Annotated in this window: 15 protein-coding genes; 8 read left to right on the top strand and 7 right to left on the bottom strand. The window is 70.8% G+C overall.

Features of this window, described 5'->3' with window-relative positions:
• Window positions 1-15: 15 nt before the first annotated feature.
• On the bottom strand, window positions 16-1,560 hold the full coding sequence (locus tag AC1DMN_RS08090; RefSeq protein WP_477230426.1) for a CitMHS family transporter: 1,545 nt from the start codon (window positions 1,558-1,560) through the stop codon (window positions 16-18).
• Between the two features lie 144 nt (window positions 1,561-1,704).
• Between AC1DMN_RS08090 and AC1DMN_RS08085 the strand changes: the two genes are divergently transcribed.
• Window positions 1,705-3,432: a sensor histidine kinase gene (locus AC1DMN_RS08085; protein ID WP_477230425.1), complete on the top strand. Its 1,728-nt coding sequence runs from the start codon at window positions 1,705-1,707 to the stop codon at window positions 3,430-3,432.
• Window positions 3,429-4,082, top strand: coding sequence for a response regulator (locus AC1DMN_RS08080; RefSeq protein ID WP_477230424.1), 654 nt, complete (start codon window positions 3,429-3,431; stop codon window positions 4,080-4,082). The genes AC1DMN_RS08085 and AC1DMN_RS08080 overlap by 4 nt, the downstream gene beginning before the upstream one ends.
• 75 nt (window positions 4,083-4,157) lie before the next feature.
• Here AC1DMN_RS08080 and AC1DMN_RS08075 read toward each other — a convergent pair whose 3' ends face one another.
• Complete coding sequence (locus AC1DMN_RS08075) at window positions 4,158-4,925, bottom strand: SDR family NAD(P)-dependent oxidoreductase (protein WP_441975622.1); 768 nt, start codon at window positions 4,923-4,925, stop codon at window positions 4,158-4,160.
• A gap of 56 nt (window positions 4,926-4,981) precedes the next feature.
• Here AC1DMN_RS08075 and AC1DMN_RS08070 point away from each other — a divergent pair, with 56 nt between their 5' ends.
• The 3 genes from AC1DMN_RS08070 (at window position 4,982) to AC1DMN_RS08060 (ending at window position 8,714) form a co-directional block, all read left to right on the top strand.
• Window positions 4,982-5,770, top strand: coding sequence for a lysostaphin resistance A-like protein (locus tag AC1DMN_RS08070; protein ID WP_477230423.1), 789 nt, complete (start codon window positions 4,982-4,984; stop codon window positions 5,768-5,770).
• Window positions 5,771-5,834: 64 nt separating this feature from the next.
• On the top strand, window positions 5,835-7,166 hold the full coding sequence (locus AC1DMN_RS08065; RefSeq protein WP_477384068.1) for a M20/M25/M40 family metallo-hydrolase: 1,332 nt from the start codon (window positions 5,835-5,837) through the stop codon (window positions 7,164-7,166).
• A gap of 84 nt (window positions 7,167-7,250) precedes the next feature.
• Window positions 7,251-8,714 (top strand): MFS transporter, encoded by a 1,464-nt coding sequence (locus AC1DMN_RS08060; protein ID WP_477384066.1) that lies wholly within the window; start codon window positions 7,251-7,253, stop codon window positions 8,712-8,714.
• A 19-nt stretch (window positions 8,715-8,733) separates the two neighbouring features.
• On the opposite strand, the gene AC1DMN_RS08055 is transcribed toward AC1DMN_RS08060, so the two are convergent.
• Window positions 8,734-10,902, bottom strand: coding sequence for an MMPL family transporter (locus tag AC1DMN_RS08055; RefSeq protein ID WP_477384064.1), 2,169 nt, complete (start codon window positions 10,900-10,902; stop codon window positions 8,734-8,736).
• A 93-nt stretch (window positions 10,903-10,995) separates the two neighbouring features.
• On the opposite strand from AC1DMN_RS08055, the gene AC1DMN_RS08050 reads away from it, so the two are divergent.
• Entirely contained in the window at window positions 10,996-11,622 is a 627-nt protein-coding gene (locus AC1DMN_RS08050) for a MarR family winged helix-turn-helix transcriptional regulator (protein ID WP_477384062.1), read from the top strand.
• A gap of 70 nt (window positions 11,623-11,692) precedes the next feature.
• Here AC1DMN_RS08050 and AC1DMN_RS08045 read toward each other — a convergent pair whose 3' ends face one another.
• The 3 genes from AC1DMN_RS08045 to AC1DMN_RS08035 form a co-directional block, all read right to left on the bottom strand.
• Complete coding sequence (locus tag AC1DMN_RS08045; protein ID WP_440734846.1) at window positions 11,693-12,109, bottom strand: VOC family protein; 417 nt, start codon at window positions 12,107-12,109, stop codon at window positions 11,693-11,695.
• A 91-nt stretch (window positions 12,110-12,200) separates the two neighbouring features.
• The gene (locus AC1DMN_RS08040; protein ID WP_440734847.1) at window positions 12,201-12,614 is read right to left on the bottom strand and encodes a VOC family protein; all 414 of its coding nucleotides are present in this window, start codon (window positions 12,612-12,614) and stop codon (window positions 12,201-12,203) included.
• A gap of 59 nt (window positions 12,615-12,673) precedes the next feature.
• Window positions 12,674-13,090 carry a VOC family protein gene (locus AC1DMN_RS08035; protein ID WP_441975628.1) on the bottom strand — a complete coding sequence of 139 codons (417 nt, stop codon included), beginning with the start codon at window positions 13,088-13,090 and terminating at the stop codon, window positions 12,674-12,676.
• Between the two features lie 53 nt (window positions 13,091-13,143).
• On the opposite strand from AC1DMN_RS08035, the gene AC1DMN_RS08030 reads away from it, so the two are divergent.
• Window positions 13,144-13,554: a Rid family hydrolase gene (locus tag AC1DMN_RS08030; RefSeq protein WP_477230418.1), complete on the top strand. Its 411-nt coding sequence runs from the start codon at window positions 13,144-13,146 to the stop codon at window positions 13,552-13,554.
• A gap of 74 nt (window positions 13,555-13,628) precedes the next feature.
• Here AC1DMN_RS08030 and AC1DMN_RS08025 read toward each other — a convergent pair whose 3' ends face one another.
• The gene (locus AC1DMN_RS08025) at window positions 13,629-14,396 is read right to left on the bottom strand and encodes a siderophore-interacting protein (protein WP_477230417.1); all 768 of its coding nucleotides are present in this window, start codon (window positions 14,394-14,396) and stop codon (window positions 13,629-13,631) included.
• Between the two features lie 102 nt (window positions 14,397-14,498).
• Between AC1DMN_RS08025 and AC1DMN_RS08020 the strand changes: the two genes are divergently transcribed.
• Window positions 14,499-15,198: ABC transporter substrate-binding protein (locus tag AC1DMN_RS08020; RefSeq protein ID WP_477384060.1), on the top strand; the 700-nt coding region annotated here is incomplete at its 3' end.

Genomic DNA, 15,198 nt, shown 5'->3' with positions numbered 1-15,198 from the left:
CGATCACCCGGGTGGTCACTGCGCGACGAAGAACGGGATCGCGCCGGTCAGGAGGCCGACCGCCAGCATCACCAGCGAGACCACGAGCGCGCGCCACAGCACCTTGCGGTGGTGGTCGCCGAGGTTCACGCTCGCGAGCGAGACCAGCAGCAGGATCGCCGGAACCAGCGGGCTCTGCAGGTGCACGGGCTGGCCGGTGATCGACGCGCGGGCCATCTCGACGGGGTCGATGCCGAAGTGCGCGGCACTCTGCGACAGCACCGGCAGGATCCCGTAGTAGAACGCATCGTTCGACATGAAGAACGTGAACGGGATCGACAGGATCCCGGTGATCGGCGCGAGGAACGGACCCAGCGCCGGGGGCAGCACATTCGTGATCCACGACGCCATCGCGTCGACCATGCCCGTGCCGGTGAGCACGCCGACGAGCACACCCGCCGCGATCACCATSGASACSACGCCGACGATGCTSGGCGCRTGCGCGACGATCTCGGACGCCTGRTCCTTGAGCTTTCGGAAGTTCACCACGAGCGCCAGGGCGGCGCCGACCATGAACACGTAGGGCAGCGGCAGCAGGTCGGCGATGAGCAGCACCATGACGGCGACCGTGAGGGCGAGGTTGAACCAGATCAGCCGCGGGCGCAGCGTCGCCCTGTTCGGGTCGAGCATGGTGTCGGCCATCGCGGTGTCGGTCGGGTCCACCCCGGCCGCGGCGACGGCGCCATGACCGCCGGCGACGGTGACGATGTTGCCGGTCCGCAGCGAGGCGCGCGCGCCAGGCTTGGCGTCGGAGCCGCGGAAGATCGCGGGCACCGCGGCGAGCAGTCCGCCCTCGGCGGTGCCGGTCAGGCGGCTCTCGTCGAGCGCACCGAGGCGGCGACGCTCCTGCAGGCCGAGCATCCAGGCGAAGCCGAGGGAGACGATCAGCCCGATACCCAGTGAGGGCAGCATCGGCACGAAGATGTCCGTCGGCTGCACACCGAGCGCGGTCGCGGCGCGCACGGTGGGGCCACCCCACGGCACGATGTTGAGCGTGCCGTTCATCAGGCCCGCCACGCAGGTCAGCACCACGGGGCTCATGCCCAGGCGCAGGTAGATCGGCAGCATCGCCGAGGTGGTGATGATGAACGTCGTGGATCCGTCGCCGTCCAGCGACACGGCGCCGGCGAGCAGAGCCGTGCCGATGACCACCTTCGCCGGGTCGTCGCCCAGCACGCGCGTGATCAGGCGGATCAGCGGGTCGAACAGGCCGACGTCGATCATGATGCCGAAGAACATGATCGCGAACATCAGCAGCGCCGCCGTCGGCGCCATCTTGCCGATCGCGTCGAGGATCATGTCGCCGAGGCCCAGTCCGGCACCGGCGAAGAGGCCGAACACGGTGGGGACCAGGATCAGCGCCACCATCGGGGTGAGGCGTTTGGTCATGATCAGCGTCATGAACACCAGCACCATCACGAAGCCGAGGATCACCAGGACCCATTCGGGTGGCGCGAAGGCGATGTCGTACGAGGGCTTTTCGTCGGCTGCGGCGAGCAGACCGATGAGAACCGTGGGCATGAGGTGACTCCTTCGTCATCCGCCTGTCGTCTTCGACGGACCTCGCCGAGATTAGGGAACGCAGGCGCTGCGGATCCGGAAAGTCGCATTCCGCCGCGTTGTGCGCGTAGCGTGACTTCTGCGCATATTGCTCAAGGAGGACGGATGCCCCGCAGAAACCGGATGCGGTTCGCGACGCGGACCCTCCTGCTGCAGTTCGCGACGGTGGTGCTCGTCGTCGCGCTGTGCACCGGCGTGTATCTGCTGCTCGCCGTGCAGCAGCTGCGTGCCGAGGCCGAGTCCTCGGCACTCGGTATCGCGCGCACGCTGGCGGAGGATCCGGAGATCCGCGCCGAGGTCGCCCGCGCCTCCGCCGACCCCGGCACGCCGCAGGCGGACGACCTGCGGGACGGAGTGCTGCAGCGCACCGCGACGGCGACTGCCTCCCGCACGGGCGCCCTGTTCATCGTGATCACCGACGACCACGGGATCCGGCTCGCGCATCCGGATCCGGCTCGTCTCGGCCAGGAGGTGAGCACCCCGTTCCAGGACGTGCTCGCCGGCCACGAGGTCATCGAATGGGAGACCGGCACCCTGGGCGACTCGGCCCGGGCGAAGGTGCCCGTGCGGGACGGCGGAGGAACCCCGATCGGCGAGGTCAGCGTCGGCTTCGCTCGCGCGGGCGTGTTCGACGACCTGCCGCCGCTGCTCGCCGTGATCGGCGTCGCCGCCGTGGGATCGCTGCTGCTGGCCGGCGTCGCCGCGCTCGTGCTGCGCCGCCGCTGGGAGCGGCTCACCCTCGGCGTGCAGCCGGAGGAACTGGTCGCGCTCGTGCAGAACCATACCGCCGTGCTGAACGGCGTCGACGACGGCGTGCTCGCGGTCGACCCGGACGGGGTGGTGCGGGTCTGCAACGCCGCCGCCGAGCGGCTGCTGTCGGTGCACGACCTTGTCGGCGTGCCGTTGGATCGGACCGGCCTTCCGGGCGCGGTGCGCGAGGCCGTCTCCGGAGGATGGGCACTCTCGGAGGCGGTGCACGGCGACCGGGTGCTCTACCTCGACACCCGGCCCGTCGAGCGCGACGGGCGACCGCTCGGCACGGTGGCCGTCATCCGCGATCGCACCGAGCTGGTCGCACTCTCGGAGCGACTGGAGACCGTGCGCACGATGACGGCCGCCCTCCGCGTGCAGCGCCATGAGTTCGCGAACCGGATCCACGTCGCCGCCGGGCTCATCGATGCGGAGCGCGTGCAGGACGCCAGGGACTTCCTCGCCGAGCTGATGGTCCGGGGATCCGTGGACTTCCCGGTGGAGGGGCGGGAGCGGCTGACCGACCCGTTCCTGCGCTCGTTCCTGGGCGCGAAGGCGCTCGAGGCGTCCGAGCGCGGCGTGACCCTGCGGATCGCCGAGGACACGCACCTGCTCGGCGCCGTGGTCGAGGCCGAGGACGTCGCCGCGGTGCTGGGCAACCTCGTCGACAACGCCGTGACCGCGGCGGTCGCCGGAGCCGCTCCGCGCTGGGTCGAGGTCACCGTGCTCGATGACGGTGCGGCACTGGTCGTCACGGTCGCGGATTCGGGGGCAGGCCTCGATGCGGCGCTCGAGGAGGGTGCGCCGGGCGACACCGACCCCGACAAGCCCGGCCCGGACGACCGCGCCGACTCCGATGACGCCGGGGCCGTGCACGGTCATGGGCTGGGCCTGCCTCTGTCCCGCGAGATCGCCCGGCGCGGAGGCGGCGATCTGTGGATCATCGACCGTGGCGGCGACGAGCACGGAGCAGTCTTCGCCGCGCGTCTCGACAGGGCGGTCGCACCGCTGGGAGGGGCCGGCCGCGCGGACACCGACGGCGAACGAACCAGTACCCGCCCCGACAAGGAGGAGAGCAGATGACGGATCCGATCCGCACCCTCGTGCTGGACGACGACTTCCGGGTCGGCCGGCTGCATCAGACGATCGTCGACGAGCGCCCGGGGTTCGTCGCGCTGGAGCCCGTGCGCACGCTCGCCGAGGCCCGCGCCGCGATCCGGGACCTGTCTCCGGATCTGCTCCTCGCCGACGTCTACCTGCCCGACGGCGACGGGATCGGCGTCGTGCGGGAGGCGGGCATCGATGCGATCCTCGTGTCGGCCGCCGATGACCCGGCGACGGTGCGGCGCGCACTGCGCTCCGGTGCCCTGTCCTACCTGATCAAGCCCTTCGAGAGACGCACCCTCACCGGGGCGCTGGATCGATACGCCCGCTTCCGCAACCTGATGGCGGGCGATCGAGCCTTGCAGCAGAAGGACCTCGACCGTGCGCTCGCGATCCTGTACGGATCGGGAGAGGCTGCGACGCCCTCGCGATCGGCGACGGAGCAGGTCGTGCTCGCCGCGCTGGGCGAGGCCGAGGCCTCGGCCGCAGAGATCGGCGAGCGCGTGGGGATCTCCCGGGCCACGGCGCAACGGCACCTCGCCGCGCTCGCCGACCGCGAGGAGGTCGAGGTGCGGCTCCGCTACGGCGCCACCGGACGACCGGAACACCGCTACACGCGTCGCGGGTGACGGGGCACCGGCGTTCCCGACGCGCGGACTCGAGCTCAGCGGATCCGGGCTCCGCCGGGGCTCAGCGACCGATCGTCAGCCCCGCCCGAAGAGCGCGCCGCCGTTCACCTGGATGATCTGCCCGGTGGTCCAGCCGCCCTCGGGGCCGGCGAGGTAGGACACGGCGCCGGCGACCTCGTCCGGCGTGCCGGCACGGTTCATCGGCACCTGCGCGAGCCGCGACGCCACGATGTCCGGCGTGCGCCGGCCGTCCCAGAACCCGGTGTCGGGCACGTAGCCGGGCGCGATGGCATTGACCGTCACGCCCTCAGGGGCGAGGTCGGCGGCGAGGCCCATCATCCAGCCATGGATCGCAGCCTTCGCCGCGCCGTAGCCGTTCGCTCCTCGAAGCGCCGCGATCGAGCTGATCGAGATGATCCGGCCGCCCGGCCGCGCGATGCGGGGCAGCAGCGCCTCGGTGAGCAGCACCGCGGTGAGCACGTTCAGGCGTATGTTGGCCTCGTAATTGGCGGCGATCCCGGCGAGGCCCTCGCCGCGGTCCAGCACGTTGCCGCCGGCGTTGTTCAGCAGCACCTCGACGCCGCCGGCGATCTCGCCGGCGGCGCGCTCGACGGCGTCCGGATCCTGCAGGTCGGCCGTGATCGTCTGCACCCGGGCGTCCGGCGTCTGCGCGAGGACGCGGTCGGTCGCCTCCTGCAGCACGCCGGCGCGGCGTCCGATGAGCGCGAGGTCGAAGCCGTCGCGCGCGAGGCGCAGGGCCGAGGCGAGACCGATGCCTGTGCCTCCGCCGCTGATGACGGCGAGCGGGCGGGCGGATCCGGAGGGCGACTGCGGGATGCTCATGCGCCCAGCCTAAGTCGCGGGCCTGCGGTCGGATCCGGTCCGGTAGCCTTCCTGGCGTGACGACCGCGCGCACGCCGATCGATCCCGCCGGGTGGCGGACGTGGACCGGCGCGCTCCTCGTCATGCTCGCCTGGTGGGTCACCACCTACGGTTTCGGCTCCGTCCCGATCCCTGCCCTGCAGCCGGGCTGGTTCCCGCAGCTGGGGGTCGTGGTCACCAACGGGTTCAGCCTCGCCGTCGCCTGGCTCGTCGCAGCCCTGGTGCACCGCGCCGGATGGTGGGGAAGCACTCCGCTGCGGCGGGTCGCGGGGTGGGGCTCCGGCCGGGTCGACGCCCTCGGCTGGCTCGCGCCGGTGCTGGCGATCCAGCTCTCCTACATCTGGATCGGACGGCAGGGCATCCCCGGGATCGCGGGCTCGCCGGGAATGCTGCTCAGCGTCGCCGCCGGAATGCTCGCCGTGGGGATCTCCGAGGAGACGGCGGCACGCGGCCTCGCGCTGGGCGCGGTGATGAGGCGGCACCCCTGGCTCGGCGTCGCCGCGACGTCGCTCGTATTCGGCCTGTGGCACCTCGGCAACGGGCTGTTCTTCGGCAAGAGCGTCGATGAGACGTGGTGGCAGGTGCTCGGTGCGGCTACTTTCGGCGTCTGCTTCGCCGGCGCCCGGCTCATGATCGGGTCGATCTGGGCACTCGCGTTCCTGCACGCCCTGGGGGACTGGACCCAGGTGCTCTCCCCGGGTGCGGCCCCGCTCTGGTACCAGATCGCGGTGATGGTGTCCGAGCTGACCTGGGGCATCGTGCTGACCGCGGTCGCCGTGCGACGCGGGTACCACCAGGCGCTCTGACCCGTCCTCGCGCGCCCGTCTGCGCCGCCGCGACGGATGCGCATGCGCGGCTAGCATGGCCACGATGACTGACGTGCCCCCGATCGCCGAACGCCTGTCGCGGATGATCCAGCTGCCCACGGTGTCCGCCGAACTCGACGAGCGCGGATCCGCGCCGTTCGAGGACTTCGTGGCGCTCATCGCCGAGCTCTACCCCCGGGTGCACGCCGAGCTGACTCTCGAGCGCCATACCGACTTCGGGCTGCTGTTCCACTGGGCAGGGCAGCGCACGGCGGCCGACGGGCCGCTCGTGCTCATGGCGCACTACGACGTCGTCCCCGTGGACGAGTCCGACGCATGGACACACCCGCCGTTCGCGGGCGTGATCGAGAACGGATCCGTCTACGGCCGCGGTGCCCTGGACGACAAGGGGCCGCTCATCGTGATCCTCGAAGCCGTCGAGAACCTGCTCGCGGAGGGCTTCACGCCCGCCCGCGACGTCTACCTCTCCTTCGGAGGCAACGAGGAGACGTTCGGATCCGCCGCCACCGCGATCGCAGATGTGCTGAAGGACCGCGGGATCGTGCCCTGGCTCGTGCTCGACGAGGGCGGCGCGGTGGTGGACGCGCCCCTGCCGTTCGTGCCGGGGAGCGCGGCGATGATCGGCGTCGGCGAGAAGGGCGTGATGACGGTGAGGCTCAGCGCGCGTGGCGAGGGCGGCCACGCCTCGGCCCCGCCGCCGCGCACCGCCGTGCGCCGCATCGCGCGTGCGGTCGACCGGTTGGGCCCCGGCACCTTCCGTCCGCGCACGCCGCGGGCGATCTCGCGCATGCTGACGCAGCTCGCAGGCTCCGCCTCCGGGCCCGCGCGCCTGCTGCTGCGCACGCTCGGAGYGCTCCCGCCCGTGTCTGCGCGGGTATTCGCCGCGCTCGGCGGCGAGGCGGCGGCCCTCGTGCGCACGACCGTCGCTCCCACGATGCAATCCGGCGGCACCGCAGCCAACGTGCTGCCGTCGCAGGCCTCGGCCACCGTGAACCTGCGGATCGCCCTCGGCGAGACGGTGCGGAGCGCGACCGCACGCGTACGCCGGCGCATCGCGGATCCGCTCGTGACCGTCGAAGTACTGGAGGGCAGCGATCCGTCGCCCGAGTCGCCCACGGACACGGCGCCCTTCGCTCTTCTTGCGGAGGCGCTCGCTGCGTCGCACCCGGGGATCCCCGCCGTGCCGTACGTGACGATGCAGGCCACCGACTCCCGGCATTTCCACCGGTTCTCGCCCGTGGTGTTCCGGTTCGCGCCGCTGGAGATGTCGAACGCGCAGCGGGCCACGATCCACGGCGTGGACGAGAGCGTCGAGATCGCAGCGCTCGAGCGCGGGGAGCTGTTCCACCGCGCGCTCATCGAACGGTTACAGTGAGCTGACCCGCACGCGGACGCCGAGCACGTCGGCGCGTCCGCACCACGTTCCGCCGACACCGCGGAACTGCACGAAGGAGTCGCGATGACGCGCACCGCCACACTCGGCACTCTGGTCGCCGTGGTCGGTTTCCTGGCCTTCGTCGAGTTCACCAGCGGTGTGCTGCAGGGCTACTACACGCCGATGCTCAGCGACATCGCGCGGCACCTGGGCATCCACGACGCCGACGTGAACTGGTTCGAGGGCGCGCAGCTCATGCTGTCCGCCTTGGTCGTGCCGGCATTCGCGAAGCTCGGCGACATGGTCGGCCGCAAGCGCATGCTGCTGATCTCGACGGCCCTCACCGCGGTCGCCGCCTTCGTGCTGCCGTTCACCGCGACCTTCGGCGTCTTCCTCGTGGCATGGGCGCTGATGGGCTTCTACGTCGTGTGGCTGCCGCTGGAGATCGCCCTGATCTGGTCGCGCGCCCGGCGCATCGAGGGCAGCTCGACGATCACGGCGAAGGCGGCCGGGATCCTGGTCGCAGCCCTCGAGGGCGGCGCGATCATCGGCGCTCTCGTCGGTGGGGCGCTCGTCGACCATCTGCCGCTCACGGTCGTACTGCTCGTGCCCGCGGTGCTCATCGCGGCGTGCTTCTTCGTGATCCTCTTCGGCGTGCAGGAGTCGCCGGAGAAGACCGGCGGCGTCTTCGACACGACAGGACTCGTGCTGATCTCGCTGTCGCTCATCGGCCTCACCGGCGGGCTCAGCCTGCTGCGCCTGCCCGGCGGCGTCGCGAACCCGCTGTCCTGGATCGTGATCGTGATCGGCGTGCTGCTCATCGTGCCGTTCGCCCTGTGGGAGCTGCGCCAGCAGGATCCGCTCATCGACGTGCGGATGTTCCGCAGCCCCGCGCTCGGCCCGGTGTTCCTCACGGCCGGCCTGTTCGGCGTGAGTGTGCTCGGCGCGCAGGCGCCGCTGTCGACCTTCGCCCGCACGGATCCGGCGGTCTACGGCTATGGCCTCGGCACCACCGGCTTCGCGACCTCTCTGATCATCGGCGTCTACCTCGTCGCGATGATCGCGGGCGCCCTCGGCTACCCGCAGATCGCCCGGTTCGCGACGCCCCGGATCACGCTCATCGGCGCCTCCGTGCTCGTGGGGATCGGGTTCCTGCTGTTCCTGCCGTTCCACGCGGCCTACGGGCAAGTCATCACGAACATGGTGATCGTCGGGATCGGATCCGGAGCGCTCGTCGCCGCGCTGCCCGCTGCGGYGGCCTCGGCGGCGCCGCACACCCAGACCGGGGTTGCGACCGGGCTCACGAACTCGGTGAAGACCGTGGGCGGCGCGATCGCCTCGTGCGTGTTCGGGATCGCGCTCATGCACGCGGTCGCCGGATCCGCCGCGGCCGAAGGCACCGCCGGATCCTTCTCGGGTTACGTCACGGTGTGGGTGGTGTGCGGCGTGACCGCGCTCGCCGCTGCGGTCCTGCTGCTCTTCGTCCCGAAGCAGGCATTCACCGATCGCGCCGACCACGCCGCCGCCACGGAACCTGCGATCGGTTGACGCCCGGGGCGGATGACGCTCAGCGTTCCCTGCGCGACAGCTTCGAGGGCCACCACACGACGCGACCCACGTCGTGCACGAGTGCCGGCACGAGCAGCGAGCGCACCACGAACGTGTCCAGGAGCACGCCGAACGCCACGATGAAGGCCAGCTGCGCGAGGAACAGGATCGGGATCACCGCGAGCGCGGCGAACGTCGTCGCGAGCACGAGGCCTGCCGAGGTGATGACGCCGCCGGTGATCGCAAGACCGCGGCGCACGCCCTCGCGCGTGCCGTGGATCCGGCTCTCCTCCCGCACTCGGGTCATGAGGAAGATGTTGTAGTCGATCCCGAGGGCGACGAGGAAGACGAAGCCGTACAGCGGCACGGCCGGATCCGCCCCCGGGAAGTGAAGGATCCCGTTGAAGACGAGCGCCGAGACGCCCATCGCGGTGCCGAACGACAGCACGGTGGTCACGATCAGCAGCACGGGCGCGACGAYCGCGCGCAGCAGGATCATCAGGATGAGCATGATCACGACGAGGATCACGGGGATGATCAGGGTGCGGTCGTGCAGCGAGGCGTCGTCCGTGTCGGTCGCCGTCGCGGTGACGCCGCCGACGAGCGCACCGGTGCCCTCGAGCGAGGTGCGGATCCGCCGCACCGTGTCCTCCGCGGCCGTCGAATCCGCCGCGGAGGTGAGCGTGCCCTGCAGCACCACGTCGCCGTCGACCACGGTCGCCTCCGGGGCGGGAGTGCCGGGCCGTCCGACCTGCTGGACGCCGTCCTGGGTCACGGGTGCCGAGCCGCTCGGCGAATCCTTCGCGGTGACGGTGACGCCGTCGATGCCCTTGTCGGCGAGCAGCACGTCGGCCGTCCTCTGCAGGGAGTCGTTGGCGACGACCACCTGGACCGGGCTGCCGGATCCGCCTGGGAAGTGCTCGCCCAGCACCTTCTGGCCGTCGCGAGCCTGCGACGAGCCGAGCACGAGGTCGGACTGCGGCACGCCGGAGGCGTCGAGCTGGAGCACGCCGAGCGTGCCGATCGCGAGCACCAGGGTCGTCGCGATCCAGATCACCCGCGAGCGGCGCCGGATCAGCTCGGCCAAGCGCGCCCACACGCCGGTCGTGGGCATGCCGCCCTCGGCCGCGACCACCTCGGGGGCGTACACCGGCCGGCGCGGCCAGAACGCCGCGCGCCCGAACGCCATGAGGAGAGCGGGCAGCAGGGTGAGCGCCGACAGCATCGCGAACGCGATCCCGATCGCCGCGACGGGGCCCAGCGCGCTGTTCGACTTCAGATCGCTGAGCAGCAGGCAGAGCAGGCCGGCGATCACCGTGCCGCCCGAGGCCAGGATCGGCTCGAAGGAGCCCTTCCAGGCCGAGAGCACCGCCGTGGCGCGATCCTGCTCGACGCGCAGGGCTTCGCGGAAACGCGACACGAACAGCAGCGCGTAGTCGGTCGCGGCGCCGATCACGAGGATGAACAGGATCCCCTGGGTCTGGCCGCTGAGCAGCAGCACGCCCCACTTCGCGAGCCACCACACCAGCAGCAGCGCGGTGCAGAGGGCGAACAGGCTCGTCAGGAGCACGACGACGGGCAGCAGCAGCGAGCGGTAGACCAGCACGAGGATCACGAAGACCGCGGCGAGGGCCACACCGAGCAGGATCCCGTCGATGCCGGCGAAACCGGCGACGAGGTCGGCGCTGAACCCGGCAGGCCCGGTGATGTAGACGTGCACCCCCTCCGGGGCGGCCTTGTCGAGGGATGACCGCAGCTCCGCGACCACATCGCCGAGCTCTGCGTCGGAGCGGATCGGGATGAACGCCTGCACGGCCTTGCCGTCATCCGAGACCAGCGCGGGGGAGACGTCGTCGCCGACGCCCGCGATGTCCGTCGTGGCCGTGACTGCATCGGACAGGGCGGTGCGCTGCGCCTCCGTGAGTGCGTCGTCGGAGGAGGCGACGACGATCGCGGGGATCTCATCGGATCCGGCGAAGCGCGTCTGCAGCTCCTGCACCCGCGCGGAGTCGGAGGAGGACGGGAGGTACGCCGTGCGGTCGTTCGAGGAGACCTCGTCGACCTTCCCGAACAGGGGGCCGCCGAGCGATGCCGCGACCAGCCACGCGACGATGATGAGGGCGGGTAGGAGGATCCGCAGAGCGCGGCGGAGGCGGTGCGGTGGTGCGACGTGCTGCGGGGCGGTCATCGGGTTCCTTCCGTCCTCGGCAGGATAGTTCGAGTTAGCTAGCTTGGCAAGTAATCATCCTGGCATGAAAAAGGCTCGGTGTAGCATGACGGCATGGCGGAGCGGCGCGACGAGGCGGATGAGCGGGGCCTCGGGACGCGCGCCGAGGCGACTGCGCGTGACGGCGTCGAGGCGAGCGCCGTCTACGACATCGAGGCGAGCGATCCGGACGGCGTGCTGCTCGATCGCGCCGGCATGGACGAGAGCGCGATCCGGCAGATCGCAGAGCTGATGGCGTCCCTCGGCGAGTTGCGCGACGCCGAGCAGCGCCTCGCCGAGGCGTCCCGCCGGTACATGAAGCTGAACGAGACCGACATGCGCGCGCTGCACTACCTGATCGTGTGTGCGAACCGTGGCGCGGTGGCGACCCCCGGCGGGATCGCACAGCACTTGGGCATCTCGACCGCGTCGACCACCAAGCTGCTCGACAGGCTGGAGAGCGGCGGCCACGTGGTGCGGTCAGCGCACCCCTCGGATCGACGTGCGCTGGCGATCTCGATCACACCCGAGACGAAGAAGGCGGCCATGGAGACGGTCGGACGCCAGCAGGCGCGCCGCTTCCACTCGGCGGCGCGCCTGACGGAGGSGGAGCGCGAGGTCGTCATCCGSTTCCTGCGCGACATGACCAAGGAGCTCGCGCTCGACGGCGTCGAATGGGCGACCGCCGAGCCCGAGCTCTGAATCACGCCGGCCCCGAGGAGCGGTCGGCGCGGTCAGGCCTGGCTCCGCCCCGCGGAGCCAGGCGTGCAGATCAGGCGTTGCCCTCCCCGCCGGAGAACATCCAGTCGACGCCGAACCGATCGGTGAGCATGCCGAACTGCCCGCCCCACGGCGCGGGACCGTAGGCCTGGCTGACCGTGGCGCCGTCGGCGAGTTTGTCCCACGCGGCGTGGATCTCGGCCTCGTCCGAGCCGCTCAGTGACACGGAGACACCCTGCGGGGCCTTGTACTCCATGTATCCGGGGGTGTCGGAGGCCATCAGCACCAGGCCGCCGGGAGTGGTCAGCTGAGCGTGCATGACGAGCGTCTGCTCGGCCTCATCCTGCAGCATGCCCGGCATGTCGCCGAAGGTCATCACCTGCAGATCGCCACCGAGGGCCTGCTGGTAGAACTCCATCGCGGCGCGGGCGTCGCCGCGGAACGAGATGTACGGATTGAGGTTGGTCATCGGTGTCCTCCGTGCTCGGATCGACGACGCCGCATCGGCGCCGCACTCAGTCTGAGGCCGGCCTCCGACATCGGCAATGGTGTGTCGCGGATCAGCTCACGGAGGCGTCGCGTGGCGGGTTGTGCACGATCTCGAGCCTGATGCCGTTGTCGTCCTCGACGAAGGACGCGTAGTAGCGATCGCTGAAACGGGGGTACTCCTTCGGCGGGCGCACGGCGGTCCAGCCCGCGTCGATCGCGATGTCGTGCACGCGGTCGACTTCGGCGCGCGAATCGACCGCGAACGCGAGGTGCTGCCAGCCGACGCGCCCGTGCTCGTGCGGGCCATCCGCGTTGTCGCGCGCGGGGTAGAGCAGGATCTCGGGCAGGCCGTCCTGCCGCCAGTACGCGAGATCGGGAGCATCGTGCCTGCGGACGTAGCCGAGTGCGCTCAGCACCGGATCGAACTGCGCGGAGGCGCCGGGCACGTGGTCGACGCTGATGCCGAGATGATCGAGAGTGGCCATGCCCCCCAGCATCGCGGATGCCGGGGACAATGCGCGAGGACCGGTCAGTACGGCGGGCCTCAGCCCTCGACGGATTCCCGCGGCGGGTTGTACATGAACTCGATCCGGATGCCGTTGTCGTCCTCGACGAATGACGCGTAGTAGCGATCCGAGAACCGCGTGAAGACCTTCGGATCCCGCACCGTCGTCCAGCCGGCGTCGACGGCGATGGCGTGCAGGCGCTCCACCTCGGCACGCGAGTCCACGGCGAAGGCGAGATGCTGCCAGCCGATCCGTCCGTACCTGTGCGGCTCGCCGTCGGGCTCGGGGGCGCGGTAGAGGATCAGCTCGGTCTCGTCGTCGCGGGACCATGCCATCCCGCCCTCCAGCTCGCTGCCGTCGGAGAGGCAGCCGAGCGCGGTGAGCACCGGGTTCCACTGGGCGTAGGCGCGGTCGAGGTCTTCGACCGTGAGGCCGATGTGGTCGAAAAGAGGCATGGGTTCAGTCTGCCGGACCCGGGTGCAGCCCACCGGTGCGACAGACTGTGGGCATGACAGCCGTGACCCTCATCCACGCCGCGGAGCTCTCCGATGTCGCGCAATACGCCTACGCGGCCACAGCGCCGAAGGATGCGCGGCTGATCTTCCTCGCGGGCGCCTGCCCGCTGAACCGCGACGGATCCACGGCGTCGGTCGGCGACTACGTCGGCCAGGCCGCGAGGTGCATCGAGAACCTCGAGACCGCGCTCGCCGCCGCGGGAGCGGTATTGACCGACGTGATCAGCACCCGCGTGCTCGTCGCCTCGACCCGTCAGGCGGACCTCGGAGCCGCTTGGGCAGTGGTGCGCGAGGCGTTCGGTGCTCACAACGCGCCGAGCACGCTGATGGGTGTCACGGTGCTGGGGTACGACGACCAGTTGGTGGAGATCGAGGCCGTTGCCGCCGTGCTCGACGAGGACTAACCGCGGCCCGTTACTGACCGTGGACCGCCAGGGGCAGGGGTCGACGTTCTCGACCTGTTGGCGGCCTGAAGACGTCAGTGCGGGGCGTGGTACTCGGCCTCGCCGCGCTTCCAGTAGCCCTTCACGACGGCGTGGGCCGTGTCGACACCCCAGCGTGCGAGGAGGGCGCGGCCCGGCTTCACGATCGACGATTCCGCCGCGACGAAGACGAGCGGGGCCTCACCCGGGCGATCGTCCGCACTGAGCGACTCCAGGAAGGCGACGAGGGCGGATCCGGCCGGAGCGTCGCCGCGATGGATCCACTCGACCGGCACGGGTGCGTCGAGAGCCAATTCATGCTCGGCGCCACGCACCTCGATCGCGATGCGGGCGGGGGTGCCGGCGGGGATCTGCGCGGCGAAGCGGCGGATCGCCGGGATCGCGGTCTCATCTCCGGCGAGGAGCCAGCCGTCGGGCTCGCCATCCAGCACCATCGAGCCACGCGGACCGCCGACGCCCACCGTCGAGCCCAGGGGAGCGCTCGCCGCCCAGGGGGCCGCGACGCCCTCGTCGCCGTGCACCGCGAACTCGACGTCGAGCCAGTCCTCGCCCCATGCGAGCGGCGTGTACTCACGACTCGGGGCCGCCCGCAGCTCTTCGACCGATTCGGTCGGACCGTCAGCGAAGAACAGCCGCATGTGGTCGTCGGCGCCCAGGGAATCGAAGCCGGCGAGATCGGATCCGGTCAGCCGCACGCGCACGAAATCGGGTGCGATCCACTCGCGGGAGGAGAGGGTCAGCGTGCGGAAGCGCAGCTCGAGCGGGCGTCGCCCCAGGGCGAAGCCGGATTTCGCGTTGTTCATAAGGTAAGGCTAACCTGTGTACGGCCTCGGTCGAAGTTAGGTAACCCTAACCCGGTGGACCGGTGGTCAACACAGCACATCCCGCAGAACAGGAGCATCTCCATGTCCGTGCCTCGGATCCTCACCGCAACCACGCTCGGCCTCGTCGCCGCCGTCGCCCTCGCCGGCTGCGCCTCCGGCCCCGCCGCGACCCCCACGGAAAGCGCGACCGCCCGCACGAGCACCGTGACCATCGAGGACAACAACGGGGAGCACACGATCTCGACGCCCCCGGCCTCGGTCGTCGCCACCGACAACCGCACGTTCCAGACGCTCGCCGACTGGGGAATCCCGGTTAAGGCGGCTGCGGTGTCGCTCATGCCGGGGACCGTGTCGTACGTCAAGGATAAGAGCATCATCGATCTCGGCACCCACATGGAGCCCGACCTCGAGTCGGTCGTCGCCGTGGCCCCCGACCTCATCGTGAACGGTCAGCGCTTCACCCAGCACCACGACAAGCTGGCCGCGCTCGTTCCCGATGCGACCATCCTCGAGCTCGACCCGCGCGACGGGCAGCCCTTCGACGCCGAGCTGAAGCGCCAGGTCACCGTGCTCGGCGAGGTCTTCGGCAAGCAGAAGGACGCGAAGAAGCTCGTCTCCGACTTCGAGGCGGCGGTGGACCGCGCCAAGAAGGCCTATGACGGATCAGGCGTGATGGCCGTCACCACCTCCGGTGGGAAGATCGGCTACCTCGCGCCGACCGTCGGCCGCACGCTCGGCCCGGTGTTCGACCTCCTCGGACTGAAGCCCGCGCTGACCGTTG

The sequence above is a fragment of the Microbacterium sp. 01T413_2 genome, assembly GCF_056398985.1.
This window is presented reverse-complemented; position numbering and strand designations above follow the sequence as displayed.

What these genes read in the sequence shown, in the direction of transcription:
- AC1DMN_RS08030 (WP_477230418.1), top strand. Translation starts at nt 13,144, where the DNA reads ATGACAGCCGTGACCCTCATCCACGCCGCGGAGCTCTCCGATGTCGCG.
- AC1DMN_RS08035 (WP_441975628.1), bottom strand. Translation starts at nt 13,090, where the DNA reads ATGCCTCTTTTCGACCACATCGGCCTCACGGTCGAAGACCTCGACCGC.
- AC1DMN_RS08045 (WP_440734846.1), bottom strand. Translation starts at nt 12,109, where the DNA reads ATGACCAACCTCAATCCGTACATCTCGTTCCGCGGCGACGCCCGCGCC.
- AC1DMN_RS08085 (WP_477230425.1), top strand. Translation starts at nt 1,705, where the DNA reads ATGCCCCGCAGAAACCGGATGCGGTTCGCGACGCGGACCCTCCTGCTG.
- AC1DMN_RS08075 (WP_441975622.1), bottom strand. Translation starts at nt 4,925, where the DNA reads ATGAGCATCCCGCAGTCGCCCTCCGGATCCGCCCGCCCGCTCGCCGTC.
- AC1DMN_RS08025 (WP_477230417.1), bottom strand. Translation starts at nt 14,396, where the DNA reads ATGAACAACGCGAAATCCGGCTTCGCCCTGGGGCGACGCCCGCTCGAG.
- AC1DMN_RS08080 (WP_477230424.1), top strand. Translation starts at nt 3,429, where the DNA reads ATGACGGATCCGATCCGCACCCTCGTGCTGGACGACGACTTCCGGGTC.
- AC1DMN_RS08040 (WP_440734847.1), bottom strand. Translation starts at nt 12,614, where the DNA reads ATGGCCACTCTCGATCATCTCGGCATCAGCGTCGACCACGTGCCCGGC.